Here is a 16,272-nt window from a genome sequence, read left to right as displayed (position 1 = left end):
TCGACGAAACTGCGTAACGACACATGCTAGTCTGGTCAATATCGCCCATTCAGGAGGCAATGCCATGAAGACTGGCAAAAAAGCAGCCGGCGTGCCATCCACGCCAAGCGTTGATATAGAAAAGCCTGACCACCACCATGGCGGCGCCTTCTCCACGATCTTCGCATGTTCCATCGGCGGCAGTACTATCGGCGGCTTGTGCTTAGGCATCACTGGAGTGTTACTGGGCGCCGTGATCGCTGGCAGCATAGGCGCATACGTGAGCTATACACATGATTGAAGCGATCTTGTCCGTGTTTGGCAAGGACTTCGGCACGACAGCAGCCACAGCATCTATCTTGATGCACGGACGAAAAGCTGCCGGATATTGAGCCACATAGGCCGCCTAAAATCCGTCTTGACGACCTCCCGAACTATATTGCAATCCAGCGGCGCCCTGCAAGCACGGCGATGGCGATCAGCGTGATGGCTGCGGCGAGATGCATCAACAAATCCATCAGTTCTCCCGCCACGGGATGACAGAAGCCCAGGATGATTTGCGACATTGCGGCGATGCCCAGGCCCGCAATCGCCAGGCTACCAGCGGGATAGAGTGAGCGCGTCTGCCGCAGCGCAGAGACCGCGATGATCATCATCGGGATGCCGGCAATCAGCATGAAGGTGTAGCAGTAGATCCCATCGCCAAAGTGCCCTACCGGATCGCCTGAACTGTTGATTTGTAGCAATTCTACCAGCAACCACACCACCGAAAACGCGGCCAGCCACCGCCACTGCGGCAGCTTGTGGCCGGCGATGCTCAGCGCAAATGCGGTCTTGAGGGCAAACACGCCCAGACCCAGCGACACCAGCATGCCCAAGCCCGCCCATAGCGCGCCGGGGTCAGACCAGTTCGCCGCTGCCGACGGCATTATCAACGACGCCAGAAAACCGCATGGCAGCGCCAGCAGTATCCAGCGCAGCGCCCGCTGCCACGGCGATGCGGGTCTTTTCACCGGCGTCGCTGCGCGGCTGAGGCGTTCAATCAGGGCATCATGGTTATTCATGATCTGGGTTTCCATTTCGGCGAAGCGTGGTGAAAGCGCGGTGCAGCAAGGACTTCACTGCCGACAGCGTCATGCTGCTGGCCGTCGCTGCTTCAGCCAGGCTCAATTCAGCTAAATGCACCAGTTCGACCATCCGCCGTTGCCGGTCGGGCAGACGGCGCAGCATACCGTCGAGTTGCTGGTGGGCCGCCAGGCTGTCATGCGCCTCGGCGACCGAACCGTCGGGATGCGCCAACACGGCCTCCTCGTCCAGCACTTCCCAGCCCTGGCGGCGGCCGCGCGCGCGCAACGCATCAATCGCGCGCGCGGCAGCAATCGCCGCCAGCCACGGCAAGAACGGACGGACCGGGTCATAGGTGTGGCGCACCCGGTGCACTGTCAGCAAGACGTCCTGTACCACGTCTTCCACGAAGGCGTCATCGTGATAGATCCTGCGCCTCACCATGCCGCGAATGATGGGAACCATCGCCTTCAGCAGACGCGCATAGGCAATCTGATCGCCATCTTGAGCCCGCACCATGAGCTGCGCCCAGGCAGCTCCTGAAGCAAGGCTCTCCGCTGGCGATGTATCGATCAAATCTCGTTCCCAATGTTTTTTACGACCGTTTTTTTGAGGCGTGCTGCAAGGCCGATATCACAATCTCCGGACTCAGCAGTTGCGGCAGCAGCGTCGGCTCGCCGCCGTCGGCTGGATAGACAACATACACCGGCAGTCCGCCCCGGCCAAACTGATTGATGGCTTGGTCAATATCGGGATTATATTTGGTTGAATCCGCGACCATGTAAATTGTATCTGTCTGCGCCATGGCTTGCTTCACCGCCGAGGTGGATAGCGCTGCCTTGTCATTCACCTGGCAAGTGATGCACCACGACGCCGTGAAATTGACGAAGATCGGCTTGCCACTTTTGCGTTGCGCCTCCACCGCCTGCGGCGTCCATGCGATTGGCGCTGCCGACGACATGGTTTTGGACGGACCGGCGCTGGCGATAGCGCCACCGGCACTGGTCTTGGGCAAATCGGCCAGCGGCACCGTCAGGCCCACCAACAGCACAATCGAAAAGCCCAGCAGCAGCCTGTACGATCGTCCAGCCAGCAGACGCTGTTGTGCCAGTCCATAAATCCAGGCGGCAAAGCCCAGCACGACCGATGAAGCCAGCAACGTTCCCAACGCAGAGGAACCAGCCTGCTGATCCAGCACCCACGCTAGCCACGCAGCGGCAGCCAGCATCGGGAAAGCCAGCACATGCTTGAGGACTGCCATCCATGCACCGGGCTTGGGCAACAGCCGGGCACAGGCAGGCATCAGGGAAATCGCCGTGAACGGCGCAGCAAAGCCAAGCGCGAGCGCCAGGAAAATCGCCATGCCCTCAACCGGCGGACGCACCAGGGCCGCGCCGATCGCGCCGGCCATAAACGGCGCCGTGCAAGGCGTGGCCACAATAATGGCCAGCGCTCCGGTCAGTGCAGCACCAAGCGGCCCGGTTTGCGAGGCGCCAACGCCGCCAATGCGTTGCACTGACAGGCCGACTTCAAATACGCCCATCAGATTCAGCGCCGAACCGAGCATGACGAGTGCCAGCGCAGCAATCAGCACGGGCGACTGCAACTGGAAGCCCCACCCCACCGCCGCCCCGCCGGCACGTGCCATCAGCAGCGCGCCACCGAGCAGCATCATGGTGACGACCACGCCGGCCAGAAACGCCAGCCCATCAATACGCACCGCCCTCGGGTCGCCGGTATGACGGATCACGCCGAACGCTTTCAGTGAAATCACCGGAAAAACGCACGGCATGCAGTTGAGGATCAGTCCGCCCAGAAAGGCGGCGGCAAGGGTGGTCAGCATGGTCATTTGGCGGTCTTATGCCACGCTTCGACAGCGCTCATCGCTTTCTTGATATGCAACTCCGGGTTTGGATCGGTGTAGCTGAGCAAAATCTTGCCGTCCGGCGCAATCACGAACGAAGTACGTTCCGAGAGCGCTTTGCCGTCCTTGGTGGTGAACTGGGTGTGATACAGCGCGGCAACCTTGGCGCCCGGATCGGCGGCGACGGCAAACTTGTCGCGGCATTCCAGCTTCGAGAACTCGGCAACGCGGTCGGCATTGCCGGCCGTGACGCCAATCACGGTGGCGTTCAGTTTACGGAAATCATCCGTCGCCTCGGCGAATTCGTGCGCTTCCAGGGTGCAGCCTTGGGTGAACGCGGCGGGGAAGAAATACAGCACCACCGGACCTTGGCGCAGTGCTTTTCCCAGCGCAAACGTGGTCGGCTTGCCGGCCAGCGCAGCGTCCAGCTGGAAATCCGGGGCTTTCGCGCCTTCAGGCAGCGCCGCCAGCGCATAAGACGCCGAAAGCGCCAGGAAAGTTGAAAGCGTAGCTTGCGCCACATAGGTCCCGAGACGTGCCATTGTGAACTCCTGTTGATGGATTAGTGACCATGTGATCATGGCCATATCGGAGGTTCGCCCAGGGCAGCGGAAAAGTTTCGGTCACAGAAAAATAAATTTGGAATCGGCCGGTCATTGCCGTTTGGCTACCGGTTAGCGTGCCGGCGGCGTCAAGGCCGCCTCCACCTGGCGGCGCGCGGGGCCGCTGCACAGCGCAGCCAATACCGCCTCTTTGGAAAGCTCCCCCGCCTTCTGCTGGGCAGCCTCCGATAGCGGTTTGGCTGGCTTGGCCGGCACAGCGACCGGTGCTGGCGCAGCCTTTTCCCGCGCTTGGCAAGCCGCGACGAATTTCGCCTTCAACTCGGCGCGCGAGCCAAACATATCGTTGAAGACAATCTTCAGGATACGCACCTGTGTTTCGGGCGGCGCGTCGGCCACCGCAGCCACGGCGGACGAGGGATCGCCGGCGTGCGCAGGCGACAACAGTATAAAAACAGCCACTACCACCGCCAGCGACTGCCGCGCATATTTTTTCACATTTCCTCCAATTTCCTTGAAGAGACATCATCTTAGCGGAGCGGGAAAAGTCCTGCCGCCGCCGCCGGTCCCTGTCGGTTCGGGCGCGATTCCGGTATCATTCGGCATGAATACGATTTCCTTCCAACCGTTTATTATTGGCGTCGCAGGCGGTAGCGGCAGTGGCAAGTCCACTGTGTCCCAGAAAGTGCTCGCTGCGTTTGGCGCAGATATGGTCTCGGTCGTGATGCAGGACGATTACTACCGCGACCAAACCCATCTCAGCCCTGAAATCCGTCCCCAGCAAAATTACGACCATCCCCAGGCCTTCGAATGGTCGTTGCTGGTGCAACATATCCAGGCGTTGCGCAATGGCGAAACGATCGAAATGCCGGAGTACGACTTCACGCTGCACAACCGCTCCGACCGCACCATCACCGTCAAGCCCGCCCCGGTCATTGTGATCGAAGGTCTGTTTGCGCTGTATGACGCGGACTTGTGCGACATGATGTCGCTGAAGATCTATGTCGACACCGCTTCCGACATCCGCTTCATCCGCCGCATGCAACGCGACATCACCGAACGCGGCCGCTCGGTGGAAAGCGTCGTCGGCCAGTACCTGGAAACGGTGCGTCCGATGCACAAGCAATTCATCGAACCCACCAAGCGCAATGCCGACATCATCATTCCGCACGGCGCCAATGGCCCGGCAGTGGATATGATCACCACCAAAGTAGCCAGCGTTATCGGGCAGTTGAAACGGTCCTGATTTCGCTCATGTAAAAATGCGAAGAGCCGCCTCCGGGCGGCTCTTTGTCTATCGGCGAGCACAAAAAACTGTTGACATCGTCACTCGTTGGTTTATGCTTACTGCATCGTTACAGTAAATCGATACAGTAACCGCTTCAGCCATAACCGGATTTTCGCCGTACGTTTCACCGCTATATTTTTTTCCCGATTTACTGTATCGATACAGTAAATCGTTGCAGTTCCAAGATGATAAATATAAGATAACGGAGACTATGATGACTGGACCACTTACGCCCGGCGCGTTGCGCCGCCGCCCCGCTTTCCGGCTCACGCCGCTCGCCTCCGCCGTGGCGCTGGCCGTGCTGGGCGCCCTGCCCGCGCACGCCCAGCAATCTGGCGATGCAGCAGCGACGACGCCGGCGGCGCCCGCCACCGATCAGTTGAAGCTGGAATCGGTGGTGGTGACCGCCAACCGCCGCGTGGAGAAATTGGAAGACGTGCCCGCCTCGATCTCGGTGCTGGGCGAGGAATACATGCAGCGCAACAACGTGCGCGAACTGGTCGACATCATCAACCTGTCGCCGGCGCTGTCGGTGTCGGTCGGCACCCAGGTCGGCACCAACAGCATCAATATGCGCGGTATCGGCACCACGTCGAACAACCTCGGCATTGAGGGCGACGTCGCCATTCTGGTGGACGACATCCCCTACGCCCAGACCCAGCAGGCGTTCAAGGACATGACCGACATGGCCCGCGTCGAAGTGTTGAAGGGCCCGCAAAGCACGCTGTTCGGCAAAAGCGCGATCGCCGGCGCCGTGGTCATGACCACCAAGCCGATCGGCGCCGGCCCGATGCAGACCCGCGTCAGCGTCTACGACACCAGCGACCACGAGTACCGCGTCGCCGCCTCGCTCAGCGGCCGCCTGACCGACACCTTCGGCCTGCGCCTGTATGCCAGTAAGACCAACTTCCCCGGCATGCTGCACAACCTGACCAACGACAGCATGCAGAACGGCTCCGGCGCCAAGACCTTCATGGCCAAGCTGCAATGGAAAATCTCCAACGACCTGGACGTGCTGATCACGCCGCGCTTCGATCACTCGCTGGCGACCGGCAACACCGCCGCCATCACCTCCATCGGTCCAGGCGTCGGCTACCTGTACAACAAGAACTACACGGCGCTGTCCAACACCGCCGTGCTGCGCGGCATCCACGTCAGCCAGTGGAACCGCGAGATCCGCAACGATTCGCCGACCGGGCTGGAAGCGACCGACCGCGCGCTGGGCGTGCGCGTCAACTACGCTTTCCCGGACAGCTCGCCGCTGGCCGGCCATTCGCTGACCTCGATCACCTCGGTGGACAACAATCTGTCCAATGACTTCCGCGACAACGACAACATCGACCTGATCTCAACCTACTACCAGGTCAACGCCGCCGGCAAGCCGTCCGGCATCGCCGAGTCGCCGATGATCAACGGTACATTGGAGAGCAAGACCTCGACCCAGGAATTCCGCCTGACGTCACCGGACAGCGGCAACTTCCGCTACCTGGTCGGCCTGTGGGCGGCGCGTAACACGCTGTACCGCACCTATTTGCGCGGCAACGCCTTCGTCAAGGAAACCAACTACACCAACTACGATACCAACTCGGGCAGCCTGACGCACGCGATCTACGCCAACACCAACTGGGACTTCGCGCCGAAACAAAGCCTGAGCGCCGGCCTGCGCTACAACCACGAGGCCAACGACTACTCGTTCCACACCATCGACAGCCTGTCGTCGACCGCCGCCAACAACGTGCACACCGGCGAGAACCTGTACGTGGCGCCGCAGAACAAGGAAAACGCCGTCACCGGCAAGGTCGGCTACACCTATCACCTGAACGACGAGATGATGGTGTACGGCACCGCCTCCACCGGCCACAAGGGCGTGGCTTACGACATGACCAGCGGCGCCAACAACGTCAACGTGTTCGCCCACCTGCCGCTGGCGCCCGAGAAAGCCACCAGCTTCGAGGCCGGCTTCAAGGCCAACCTGTGGAACAACCGCGCCACCTTGAACGCGGCGATCTTCCAGACCCGCTTCCGCGATTACCAGACCTCGGCCACCGAACGCTTCACCGACGGCAGCCAGGCCAGCGTGCTGTACAGCATTCCCTCGCTGCAGACGCGCGGCTTCGAGGCCGACGCCACCGTGCTGGCCACGCGCGCGCTGCTGCTCAACGCCAGCATGGCCTACACCCGCGCCGTGGTGCGCGACTGGACCCAGGGTCCGTGCTACAGCGGCGCCACCGACTGCACCATCCCCAACCAGCTGGTGCCCGGCTCCTTCCTGCGCGACGCCAGCGGCGGCATGATGCCGAATGCGCCGAAATGGAAGGCCAGCATGGGCGGCGAATACACGCTGCCGGCCGTGTCGTGGATGCCGTATGTGGCGGCGATCAACGCCCAGTGGCGTACCCAGGCCAAGGTGCAAGGGGCGATCAGCCAGGACCCGTCGCTGCAACGGCCCGGCTATGGCATCTTCGACCTCGGCGCCTCGATCAAGGACGCCAAGGGCAAATATAAATTGTCGTTCGGCGTCAAAAACCTGTTCGACCACCATTATGCTGTCGGCAATGTCGGCTCCTTCCTGAACTTCAAGAAGGCCGCCGGCGGCTCCGATATCAGATCTTACGGCTGGCAACCCGCCCGCGACGCGTTCCGCTACACCTCGATCCGTTTGGACGTGGCGTTCTGAGCGCATAACACTCAACAAGGAAATCATGAGCGAACCAAAAATTCAGGATGTAGCGAGACTGGCCGGCGTATCGACCACCAGCATCTCGAATTTTCTGAACAACCGCATGGAGCAGATGCGGCCCGACACCCAGCGCAAGATCCAGCAGGCGATCGAGCAGCTGGGCTACCGGCCCAACAACGCCGCCCGCCAGCTCAAGACCGGCGTCGCCTCCATGGTGGGACTGCTGGTGCCGTCGCTGGCCAATCAGTTCTTCGGTTCGCTGGCCTGCGCGGTGGAGACGGCCGCCGCGCGCCACCACTGTCACGTGATGACCTTCAGCACCTTCCGCGATCCGGAGCGCGAACGGGCCGTGATGGCCGACCTGCTGGCCTACGGCGCGCAGGGCATCATCACCGGCTCGGCGCTGAACGACACCGACCACCTGGTGGCGATGACGGCGCGCTGCCCGGTGGTGGCGTTCGACATCAAGCGCTCCGATGACAGCCACGAACGCATTACCACCATCTCGGTGGACAACGTGGCGGCCACCACCAAGGCGGTGGAACACCTGGTGGCGCTGGGCCACCGTGCCATCGCGCTGGTGACGCCGCCGCCGTTCACGCTGAACCGCCAGGACCGCGTGAAGGGCTTCCAGCAGGCGACGGCGGCGGCCGGCGTCAGCGGCGAACTGGTGATCGCCGACGCCACCGACGCGCCGACCGACCTGCACGGCGATACCCAGCTGTTCGAGCTGGGCCGCAGCGCGGCGGCGCGCCTGCTGTCGGCCGCCAGCAAGCCGACGGCCGCCATCGCCATCAACGACATGATGGCGATCGGCATCGGCATCGGCCTGAAACAACTGGGCAAGCGGCTGCCGCAGGATTTCTCGCTGATCGGCATCGACGATATTTTCTTCTCCGCCGCCAACGACCCGCCGCTGACCACGCTGCGCCAGCCGATCCAGGCCATGGCCGACGCGGCGGTGCAACGCATCCTCGCGCCGAACACGGCGACGGCGGGCGGCGAGCTGTTTGCGCCGGAACTGATCGTACGGGCGTCCACTGCGGCGCCACCCAAGTAGTTCACGCATTCGTCAACTCAACCATTTACCTGAAAGAGCATAGCCATGGAACTTATCGGAAAACGCGCACTTGTCATGGGCGGCGCCTCGGGCATCGGCAAGGCCAGCTCGCTGGCATTGGCACAGGCCGGCGCCGACGTCGTGCTGACCTACTGGAGCAGCGCCGACGAAGCGGCGGAGGTGGTGGCGCAGATCCGCGCCCTCGGCCGCAACGCCCAGGCCATCAAGGCCGACCTGACCGATGACAAGATCGCCGAACAGGTCTTTGCCGAAGCGGAAGGCGCCATCGGCGAGATCGACATCCTGTTCGCCAACATCGGCGGCCTGATCCAGCGCTGCCGCGTGGCGGAAATGCCGCTGACCTTGTGGAACGAGGCGCTGAACCTGAACCTCACCACCACCTTCCTGATCAGCCAGGCGGCGCTGAAGCGCATGGAGCCGCGCGGCCGTGGCGCCATCATCACCATGTCGTCGCTGGCGGCGTTCGACGGCGGCGGTCCGGGTTCGGCGCACTATGCGGCCTCCAAGGCGGCGATTGCCACTTTCACCCGCGCGCTGGCCAAGGAAGTCGGCCCGCTGGGCATCCGCGTCAACGGCGTCTCGCCGGGCCTGATCGCCACCCGCTTCCACGACACCTTCAACACGCCGGCCAACCGCCAGGCCATCGCCGAACGCACGCCGGCCCGCCGCGAAGGCACGCCGGAAGACGTCGCCAACGTGGTGGTGTTCCTCGCGTCCGAACGCGCCGCCTTCCTGGCCGGCGAAATCATCCAGGTCAACGGCGGCCTCGGCCTCTACTGATTCCCTTCCGGAGCCTTCGATGAATCCAACCTTCACACGGCGCCGTTTCCTTGGCGCTGCGGCCCTCTCCTTGCCCGCGTTTTCGCTGAGCAGCGCACTGGCGCAGGATGCGCGCGAGTCGCTGGGCACCATGCAGGGCAAGGCCATGTCCGGTCCGCATCCGCTGGAAACGCTGATGAAAGCGCATCCGGCGGCGCTGCGCGCCGAACTGCGCGGCGTGCATCCACGCGTCTACACCACCAAGGCTGGCCTCGATGACCTGCGCCAGCGCGCCAAGGGCAGCCAGCGCGCCGAATGGCAGAAAGGCCTTGCCGGCCTGATCGCCATGCGCGAAGCACCAGCTGTGGCGCCGGCGCAGAAACGCCGTGCGCAGAACAACACCGCCATCGGCATCATCGGCGCGGCGCTGGCCTACCAGATCGAGGGCGACGCCAAATACCTGGAGGCGGCCAAGCGCTATATGGACGCGGCGGTCAGCTATGACGTCTGGGGCTATACCTTCAGCAAGCCGGACATCGACCTCGCCGCCGGTCACCTGCTGTACGGCCTGGGCGCCGGCTACGACCTGCTGTACGACGCGCTGACCGAGGAAGAACGCAAGCGCTACCGCGACAAGCTGATCCGCCAGGCCGGCATCCTGGCCAGGCACTTCTCGCCGAAGCCGGGCAAGTCCTACTCGTACAGCCAGAACCACTGCTTCATTCCAATCGCCGGCCTGGCCGTCGCGGCGTATGCGGTATGGGACGACACGCCGGAAGCGGCGCAATGGGCGGCGCTGTCGCGCGCCATTTTCACGCGCGTGCTGGAAGTGGCCTCGCCGGACGGCTACTTCTACGAAGGCGTGGAATACTGGATCTTCTCCATGCCATGGATCATCCACGCGCTGGACGCCTTCGCCCACGCGGCCGGCGACGACCTGTACGACACGCCGGCCTTGAGCAAGGCGCACCTGTACATCGCCCACTCGATCACGCCGAACGGTCAGGACATTTACGACTTCGGTGACGCCTTTGAAGGCCCGATCACGCGTTCCCGTATCGGCGAAGAACCGGCGCGCACCCATCCCGGCGGCAAGCTCAACTCCAACTATAACCTGCTGTACCGGCTGGCGGCGCGCTTCAGGAATCCCGAAGCGCAAGGCGTGGCAGACTGGATGGCCTCGCTGGGCCACGTCTGCGCGGAGGATTTCTGGACCTTGCTGTGGCGTGATCCCGCGCTGAAATCGTCGCCGATGTCGGCCATGACGCCACACCATCACTTCGAGGATCTCGGGACCGTCTACTGGCGCAGCGACTGGACGCCGAAAGCCACCGCCTTCGCCTTCCGCGCCGGCCCGCCGGAAGGCCACCACGTGGCGCACGTAATCGACAAGCTGCCGGACTGGCACCTGGAAATGGGCCACTCGCATCCCGACGCGGGCAGCTTCATCCTGTTCGGCGGCGGCAGCTACCTGACCGGCCCGATGGGCTACGCTGGCATCCCGAAAAGCAACCTGAGCAACACGCTGCTGATCGACGACCATGGCCAGGCCAACGAAGGCGGCGGCCACGACGCGTTCCGCGATTATCCGTATGCGCGGCTGGACAGCATCCGCATCGCCAGCGCCAAACTGGAACGCGACCGCGCCGACATCGTCGCCGACCTGGCCGGCGCCTACCGGCCGGAACTGGGCGTGGAAAAACTGGAGCGCCGCTTCAGCTACGCACGCGGCGTCTGGACCGTGACCGACACGCTGCGCGCCAGCAAGCCGGTGGTGCTGACGGCGCAGGTACATGGCGACCGCGCCATCACGCAGACCGGCGCACAAAGCTTCGTCGTACCCGGCCAGCCGGCATCGCTGAAAGTGGACGTTGCCACCGTCGGCGCCAAAGCCGTCATCGCACCGGGCATCGTCGTGGCCGCCGGCCCGCCGGGCAACGTCGACAAGGGACCGAAGGAAGAACGCGGCGCCGTGCTGCGCGTCTCCCTGCCGGCCAGCAAGACCGCCACGCTGACCACCACACTGAAGTTCTAAGGAGCCGCACGCATGCAGATACCCGATGTAGTCACCATGGGCGAAGCGATGGCCTTGATGATCGCCCGCCAGCCCGGCCTGCTGGAGGAGGTGCGCGAATTCGAGCGCGCCACCGCCGGCGCCGAGCTGAACGTGGCGGTGGGACTGAGCCGGCTGGACTTCAAGGTCGGCTACATCAGCAGCCTGGGGCCGGACAGCCTGGGCCGGCATCTGCACGCGTTCATGGCGGCCGAGGGGCTGGACCTGCGCCACCTGCGCACGGACGACCGCTATCCGACCGGCTTCATGCTCAAGCAGATGGTGGCCGACGGCAGCGATCCGCAGGTGGAGTATTTCCGGCGCGGTTCGGCCGCCAGCCATTTGTCGCTGGAGGATCTGCCGGCGCCGGGAAGCGCATTCCAGCAGGCGCGGCTGTTGCACCTGACCGGCATTTCGCCGGCGCTGTCGCCCGGCTGTGGCGAGCTGGCGCTGGCACTGGCGCGGCAGGCGCGAGCAGATGGACGGCTGGTCAGCTTCGATCCCAACCTGCGGCCGCGCCTGTGGCCGTCGCAGGCGGAGATGGTCGCCACCATCAATGCGCTGGCCAGCCAGGCGGACGTGGTGATGCCCGGCCTGGCGGAAGGACAGCTGCTCACCGGCTGCCAGAACGCCGGCGGCATCGCCGACTGGTATCTGGCGCGCGGCGCGCGTCACGTGGTGGTTAAGCTTGGGCCGCGCGGCGCCTACGCCGCCAGCGCGGACGGCGGCAGCTGCATCGTTCCCGGCCTGCAGGTGCGCGAGGTGGTCGATACGGTCGGCGCCGGCGACGGCTTCGCGGTCGGCGTCATCAGCGGCCTGCTGGATGGTCTGCCGCTCAGCGACGCCGCCGCCCGCGGCAACGCCATCGGCGCGCGCGTGGTGCAGTTCCGCGGCGACTGCGAAGGCCTGCCCAGCCGCGACCAACTGGCTTCCGCCTGACACGCCTGCCCCACAAAAATAACGGAGACAAAGGCATGAAAACAATCAAAGGTTTGCGCTGGCTGGTCATCACACTGGTCGCCATCGCCACCATCATCAACTACATCGACCGCTCGGCGCTGGCGGTGATGTGGCCAGGCATCGCGGCCGACCTCGGCATGGACAAGCGCGACTACGCCAACATCATCACCGTGTTCCTGATCGGCTACGCGGTCGGCCAGTCGCTGTTCGGCAAACTGTTCGACGCGCTCGGCACGCGCATCGGCTTCCTGTTGTCGATCGTAGTCTGGTCCGGCGCCATCGCCCTGCACTTCGTGGCACGTTCGGCGCTGTCGTTCAGCCTGTTCAGGATCATGCTGGGCGTCGGCGAGGCAGGTAACTGGCCCGGCGCCACCAAGGCCATCGCCGAATGGTTTCCGGTGCGCGAGCGCGCGCTGGGGCAAGGCATCTTCGGCGCCGGCGCTTCGCTCGGTTCCGTCATCGCGCCGCCGCTGGTGGCCTTCCTGTACGCCTACGTCGGCTGGAAAACCACCTTCATCCTCATCGGCGGCCTGGGCTTCATCTGGATCGTGCCGTGGCTGATCGTCTACAAGTCCGGCCCCGGTACCCATCCTTGGATCAGCGAAGAAGAACGCCAGTACATCCTGCGCGGCCAGCAACAGACTGTGCAAGCCGTTCAAAATGAATACGTGCCGACGCTGGGTCAGCTGCTGCGCCATCGCCAAAGCTGGAGCGTAATCGCGGCACGCTTCTTCATCGATCCGGTGTGGTGGCTGTTCGTCAGCTGGCTGCCGCTGTACCTCAACGAGAAATTCCACTTCGACGTCAAGCAGATCGGCATGTTCGCCTGGGTGCCGTACGTCGGCGCGGCGGCCGGTGCGCTGTCCGGCGGCTGGCTGTGCGGCAGCCTGCTGGAGCGCGGCTGGTCGGTCGATCGCGCCCGCAAGCTGGTGATCGCCATCGGCCTGGCGCTGATGCTGCCTGCCCTGCTGCTGAGCGCCGCCGCGCAGACGCCACTGCTGGCCGTGCTGGCGATCGGCGTGATCCTGTTTGGCTTCCAGGCCGCCATCACCAACATCCAGACCCTGCCCAGCGACTTCTTCTCGGGCAAGACGGTCGGCACGCTGGCGGGACTGAGCGGTACGTCGGCGGTGCTGGGCGTGATCGTCTGCATGCAACTGGTGCCGGAACTGACCACCGGCGGCAACTACACCCCGTTCTTCATACTTGGCGCGCTGTTGCTGCCATTGGTATTCGTGTCCATCTGGCTGGGCGGCGCCGTGGTGCGCGTACAGCCGAAAAACTAAACAGGAGATCACCATGAATTTCTACAAAAGCCTGCTGCTCGCCCTGCTGCTGACCAGCAGCCAACTCACCGCCCACGCCGCCGGTCCCAAGCTCAGCGCTTCCGAAGCATTCGAGAAAAAAGACGACGGCACCTTCCTTAAAAAGCATGAGGCCATCCTCGCACGCGGCAAGAGCGGCCCGGTCGGCCTGCTGTTCCTCGGCGACTCCATCACCGAACGCTGGAAGATTGCGCCGCACATCTGGGACGCCTACTACGGCAAGTACCAGCCGGCCAACTTCGGCATCGGCGGCGACCGCACGCAGAACGTCATCTGGCGCATCGAACATGGCGAGCTGGATGGCATCTCGCCCAAGGTCACCGTGCTGATGCTCGGAACCAATAACAGCCTCGACTACACAGCCGAGGAAATCGCCGCCGCCGACCGCAAGATCGTCGACATGATCCGCGCCAAGCTGCCGCAGACCAAGATCCTGTTGCTGGGCGTCTTCCCACGCGGACCGCGCGATCCGAAAGGCGCGCCGGTAACCGAGGCCGGCGTCGCCGAAGCGGCCAAGCGCATGCAGACCATCGACGCCGTCAACCAGGACCTGGCCAAGCTGGATGACGGCAAGACCATCCGCTTCCTCAACATCAACCACGTGTTCCTCGGCCAGGATGGCCGTATCCCGAACACCATCATGCCCGACCAGTTGCACCCCGGAGCGGCCGGCTACCAGCTGTGGGCCGACGCCATGCAACCAACGCTCGAAGGAATGCTGAAATGAGAACCGCCCTCCACGCCGCGGCCCTGTCGCTGCTCGCCGCGATGACACTGCCCGCCACCGCACAGAGCTACACGCCGCAGGCCGCGCTGCAAAAACTGTTTGCGGTCGAGGGCAACTCGCCCTATCCATCGCCCTACGCCGGCACGCTGAATTTCAGCGCGCTGACGTCGAAATACGATTCCGGCCACGGCCACGGTTACCGCAATGAAGTGAAGGTCACCGACAAACAACGCCTCAGCGCCGCACAAACGCACGAGCACTTCGCCGCGCGCGTCACGCCAACGCTGCCGGCCGGCGCCAAGACCATCGTCGCCCAATACCATGTGGAAGGACTGGACACCATCCTCAAAGTCTACGTGCAGGATACGGCCGACAAGCAGGGGCTGGACGGCAAGGCCGGCAACGGCGTGTTCGACATCCTGGTGCGCATCCTCGGCACCGATGGCAAGGAAGCGACAACCGCGCTAGGCACAGTGCATTCTGGCGAAGGCTTCGACCTGGACATCGTCTTCAACGCGGGCGAAGCGCTGGTGACGGCGCGCACTGCCAGCGGTGTCGAATTGAAAACGCCGCTTACCCGCATCAAAGGGGACGACCGCCAGATCTACTTCAAGTTTGGCGACTACCTGCAAGCGCTCGATCCCGACACCGGCAAGCACACCATCGTCGCGGCCAAGTGGGATGAATACTATCGCCTGAACCACATCGACAGCAGCCAGATCAGCTTCAGCCACACCATTTTTGAACGCAACGGAGCGCAGCCATGAACACCACCGTATCCGCCGAAACGCTGGCGACCCTGAAGACCATCGCCACGTCGACCCTGACCACGCTGTTGTTCAAGCGCGGCTTCCGCAACGTCTTCATCCAGGGCGCGCGGCCGCTGAAGACCGGCCAGCGGCTGGCCGGCCCGGCCTTCACGCTGCGCTACATCCCGGCGCGTGAAGACCTCGACGGCATCGACGCTTTCCTCGACCCGCGCCATCCGCAACGGGTGGCAGTGGAGGAAATCCCAGCCGGCGCGGTGCTGGTGATGGATTGCCGTGGCGACGTGTCGGTGGCGTCGGCCGGCAGCATCCTGGCCACGCGCATGCAAGTGCGCGGCGTGGCCGGCATCGTCACCGACGGTGGCCTGCGCGACGCCAGCGGCATCGCCAAGCTGGAGATTCCGGCCTGGTGCTCCGGCCCGTCCGCACCGACCAACCTGATCCGCCATCACGCGCTCGACATCAACGCGCCGATAGGCTGCGGCGACGTACCGGTCTATCCCGGCGACATCATGGTGGGCGACGACGACGGCGTGGTCTGCATCCCCGCCCACCTGGCCGAAGAAATCGCCCGCGACGCAGTGCCGATGGAGCGCTACGAGGACTTCGTGCTGGAGCAGGTACGCGGCGGCGCCAGCATCATCGGCCTGTACCCGCTGACCAAGCCGGAAAACCGCCTCCTGTTCGAGGCCTGGCTAGCAAGCAATCCTTCCGCTGCGGCGCAAGCTTAGACGATCCGTTCGCATTGGCGGCTCTATTCGAGAGGGGGATTCCCATCATTAAAGAAAGTCCGCCAACTATGGCTTCCTGATTGAAGAGCATCTGAAAATACCCCCATCCATACCCCGAAAAGTTATCATTTAATCAATATTTAGTGTTTTTCCACATAGTCCGAATTTAATTTTGGCATGGCTGCTCAACTAAAGAACTTTCAACACATCTCGCATTTCTTTTTATTAAAATCTCTTGCATAGAAATTAGTTTCTGTATGTCCACAAAATATATTCAAGCAGGAAATATTATCTGAAGTAAACCGCATTGAAACCACTAACAAGATACCCCCGAATATACCCCCTTGCGAATATTAATTTTCTGCCAGATGCGCGTCTGTTCCTTTCATTAGCGCTCAATCACTCAATGAAAATCCGAATGTCGGATCTATTA

16 protein-coding genes are annotated in these 16,272 nt (G+C 63.2%); 11 read left to right on the top strand and 5 right to left on the bottom strand.

The features are described from left to right. Positions 1-64: 64 nt before the first annotated feature. The gene (locus tag GTP55_RS04645) at positions 65-280 is read left to right on the top strand and encodes a hypothetical protein (RefSeq protein ID WP_161043788.1); all 216 of its coding nucleotides are present in this window, start codon (positions 65-67) and stop codon (positions 278-280) included. Positions 281-413: 133 nt separating this feature from the next. On the opposite strand, the gene GTP55_RS04640 is transcribed toward GTP55_RS04645, so the two are convergent. From GTP55_RS04640 to GTP55_RS04620, 5 genes are all read right to left on the bottom strand, one after another. Next, positions 414-1,058 carry an NrsF family protein gene (locus GTP55_RS04640; protein WP_161043787.1) on the bottom strand — a complete coding sequence of 215 codons (645 nt, stop codon included), beginning with the start codon at positions 1,056-1,058 and terminating at the stop codon, positions 414-416. Next, a complete protein-coding gene (locus GTP55_RS04635) occupies positions 1,036-1,620 on the bottom strand; it encodes a sigma-70 family RNA polymerase sigma factor (RefSeq protein ID WP_202423531.1) in 585 nt (194 codons plus the stop codon). The genes GTP55_RS04640 and GTP55_RS04635 overlap by 23 nt, the downstream gene beginning before the upstream one ends. Positions 1,621-1,639: 19 nt before the next feature. Next, positions 1,640-2,893, bottom strand: a complete 1,254-nt coding sequence (locus tag GTP55_RS04630; RefSeq protein ID WP_202423529.1) for a protein-disulfide reductase DsbD family protein — start codon at positions 2,891-2,893, stop codon at positions 1,640-1,642. Continuing rightward, positions 2,890-3,450, bottom strand: coding sequence for a peroxiredoxin (locus GTP55_RS04625; RefSeq protein WP_161043786.1), 561 nt, complete (start codon positions 3,448-3,450; stop codon positions 2,890-2,892). Before GTP55_RS04625 ends, GTP55_RS04630 begins: the two co-directional genes overlap by 4 nt. Before the next feature lie 132 nt (positions 3,451-3,582). After that, positions 3,583-3,966: a hypothetical protein gene (locus tag GTP55_RS04620; protein ID WP_161043785.1), complete on the bottom strand. Its 384-nt coding sequence runs from the start codon at positions 3,964-3,966 to the stop codon at positions 3,583-3,585. A gap of 16 nt (positions 3,967-3,982) precedes the next feature. Between GTP55_RS04620 and udk the strand changes: the two genes are divergently transcribed. The 10 genes from udk to GTP55_RS04570 all read left to right on the top strand — a co-directional run bounded on the left by udk (position 3,983) and on the right by GTP55_RS04570 (position 15,839). Next, positions 3,983-4,714, top strand: coding sequence for a uridine kinase (gene udk / locus GTP55_RS04615; protein ID WP_229257729.1), 732 nt, complete (start codon positions 3,983-3,985; stop codon positions 4,712-4,714). A 256-nt stretch (positions 4,715-4,970) separates the two neighbouring features. Beyond that, positions 4,971-7,433 (top strand): TonB-dependent receptor, encoded by a 2,463-nt coding sequence (locus tag GTP55_RS04610; protein ID WP_161043784.1) that lies wholly within the window; start codon positions 4,971-4,973, stop codon positions 7,431-7,433. Between the two features lie 25 nt (positions 7,434-7,458). Continuing rightward, the gene (locus GTP55_RS04605; RefSeq protein ID WP_110847020.1) at positions 7,459-8,496 is read left to right on the top strand and encodes a LacI family DNA-binding transcriptional regulator; all 1,038 of its coding nucleotides are present in this window, start codon (positions 7,459-7,461) and stop codon (positions 8,494-8,496) included. Positions 8,497-8,541: 45 nt separating this feature from the next. Further along, a complete protein-coding gene (locus tag GTP55_RS04600; protein WP_161043783.1) occupies positions 8,542-9,297 on the top strand; it encodes an SDR family NAD(P)-dependent oxidoreductase in 756 nt (251 codons plus the stop codon). Positions 9,298-9,316: 19 nt separating this feature from the next. After that, a complete protein-coding gene (locus tag GTP55_RS04595) occupies positions 9,317-11,311 on the top strand; it encodes a DUF4962 domain-containing protein (RefSeq protein WP_161043782.1) in 1,995 nt (664 codons plus the stop codon). Between the two features lie 12 nt (positions 11,312-11,323). Then, positions 11,324-12,268 carry a sugar kinase gene (locus GTP55_RS04590; protein WP_161043781.1) on the top strand — a complete coding sequence of 315 codons (945 nt, stop codon included), beginning with the start codon at positions 11,324-11,326 and terminating at the stop codon, positions 12,266-12,268. Positions 12,269-12,303: 35 nt separating this feature from the next. Beyond that, positions 12,304-13,575 (top strand): MFS transporter, encoded by a 1,272-nt coding sequence (locus GTP55_RS04585; RefSeq protein ID WP_161043780.1) that lies wholly within the window; start codon positions 12,304-12,306, stop codon positions 13,573-13,575. A 13-nt stretch (positions 13,576-13,588) separates the two neighbouring features. Next, complete coding sequence (locus GTP55_RS04580) at positions 13,589-14,341, top strand: GDSL-type esterase/lipase family protein (protein WP_161043779.1); 753 nt, start codon at positions 13,589-13,591, stop codon at positions 14,339-14,341. Next, the gene (locus GTP55_RS04575) at positions 14,338-15,108 is read left to right on the top strand and encodes a polysaccharide lyase family 7 protein (protein WP_161043778.1); all 771 of its coding nucleotides are present in this window, start codon (positions 14,338-14,340) and stop codon (positions 15,106-15,108) included. Before GTP55_RS04580 ends, GTP55_RS04575 begins: the two co-directional genes overlap by 4 nt. Further along, complete coding sequence (locus GTP55_RS04570) at positions 15,105-15,839, top strand: ribonuclease activity regulator RraA (RefSeq protein WP_161043777.1); 735 nt, start codon at positions 15,105-15,107, stop codon at positions 15,837-15,839. Before GTP55_RS04575 ends, GTP55_RS04570 begins: the two co-directional genes overlap by 4 nt. Positions 15,840-16,272 lie beyond the last annotated feature (433 nt).

It is taken from the genome of Duganella margarita (genome assembly GCF_009857535.1).
GTDB classification, from domain to species: domain Bacteria; phylum Pseudomonadota; class Gammaproteobacteria; order Burkholderiales; family Burkholderiaceae_D; genus Rugamonas; species Rugamonas margarita.
The sequence above is the reverse complement of the archived record's forward strand: the minus strand, read 5'-3'. Positions and strand labels throughout refer to the sequence as shown.

What these genes read in the sequence shown, in the direction of transcription:
- GTP55_RS04595 (WP_161043782.1), top strand. Translation starts at nt 9,317, where the DNA reads ATGAATCCAACCTTCACACGGCGCCGTTTCCTTGGCGCTGCGGCCCTC.
- GTP55_RS04575 (WP_161043778.1), top strand. Translation starts at nt 14,338, where the DNA reads ATGAGAACCGCCCTCCACGCCGCGGCCCTGTCGCTGCTCGCCGCGATG.
- GTP55_RS04585 (WP_161043780.1), top strand. Translation starts at nt 12,304, where the DNA reads ATGAAAACAATCAAAGGTTTGCGCTGGCTGGTCATCACACTGGTCGCC.
- GTP55_RS04610 (WP_161043784.1), top strand. Translation starts at nt 4,971, where the DNA reads ATGACTGGACCACTTACGCCCGGCGCGTTGCGCCGCCGCCCCGCTTTC.
- GTP55_RS04625 (WP_161043786.1), bottom strand. Translation starts at nt 3,450, where the DNA reads ATGGCACGTCTCGGGACCTATGTGGCGCAAGCTACGCTTTCAACTTTC.
- GTP55_RS04640 (WP_161043787.1), bottom strand. Translation starts at nt 1,058, where the DNA reads ATGGAAACCCAGATCATGAATAACCATGATGCCCTGATTGAACGCCTC.
- GTP55_RS04630 (WP_202423529.1), bottom strand. Translation starts at nt 2,893, where the DNA reads ATGACCATGCTGACCACCCTTGCCGCCGCCTTTCTGGGCGGACTGATC.
- GTP55_RS04580 (WP_161043779.1), top strand. Translation starts at nt 13,589, where the DNA reads ATGAATTTCTACAAAAGCCTGCTGCTCGCCCTGCTGCTGACCAGCAGC.
- GTP55_RS04600 (WP_161043783.1), top strand. Translation starts at nt 8,542, where the DNA reads ATGGAACTTATCGGAAAACGCGCACTTGTCATGGGCGGCGCCTCGGGC.
- GTP55_RS04570 (WP_161043777.1), top strand. Translation starts at nt 15,105, where the DNA reads ATGAACACCACCGTATCCGCCGAAACGCTGGCGACCCTGAAGACCATC.
- GTP55_RS04645 (WP_161043788.1), top strand. Translation starts at nt 65, where the DNA reads ATGAAGACTGGCAAAAAAGCAGCCGGCGTGCCATCCACGCCAAGCGTT.
- GTP55_RS04605 (WP_110847020.1), top strand. Translation starts at nt 7,459, where the DNA reads ATGAGCGAACCAAAAATTCAGGATGTAGCGAGACTGGCCGGCGTATCG.
- GTP55_RS04590 (WP_161043781.1), top strand. Translation starts at nt 11,324, where the DNA reads ATGCAGATACCCGATGTAGTCACCATGGGCGAAGCGATGGCCTTGATG.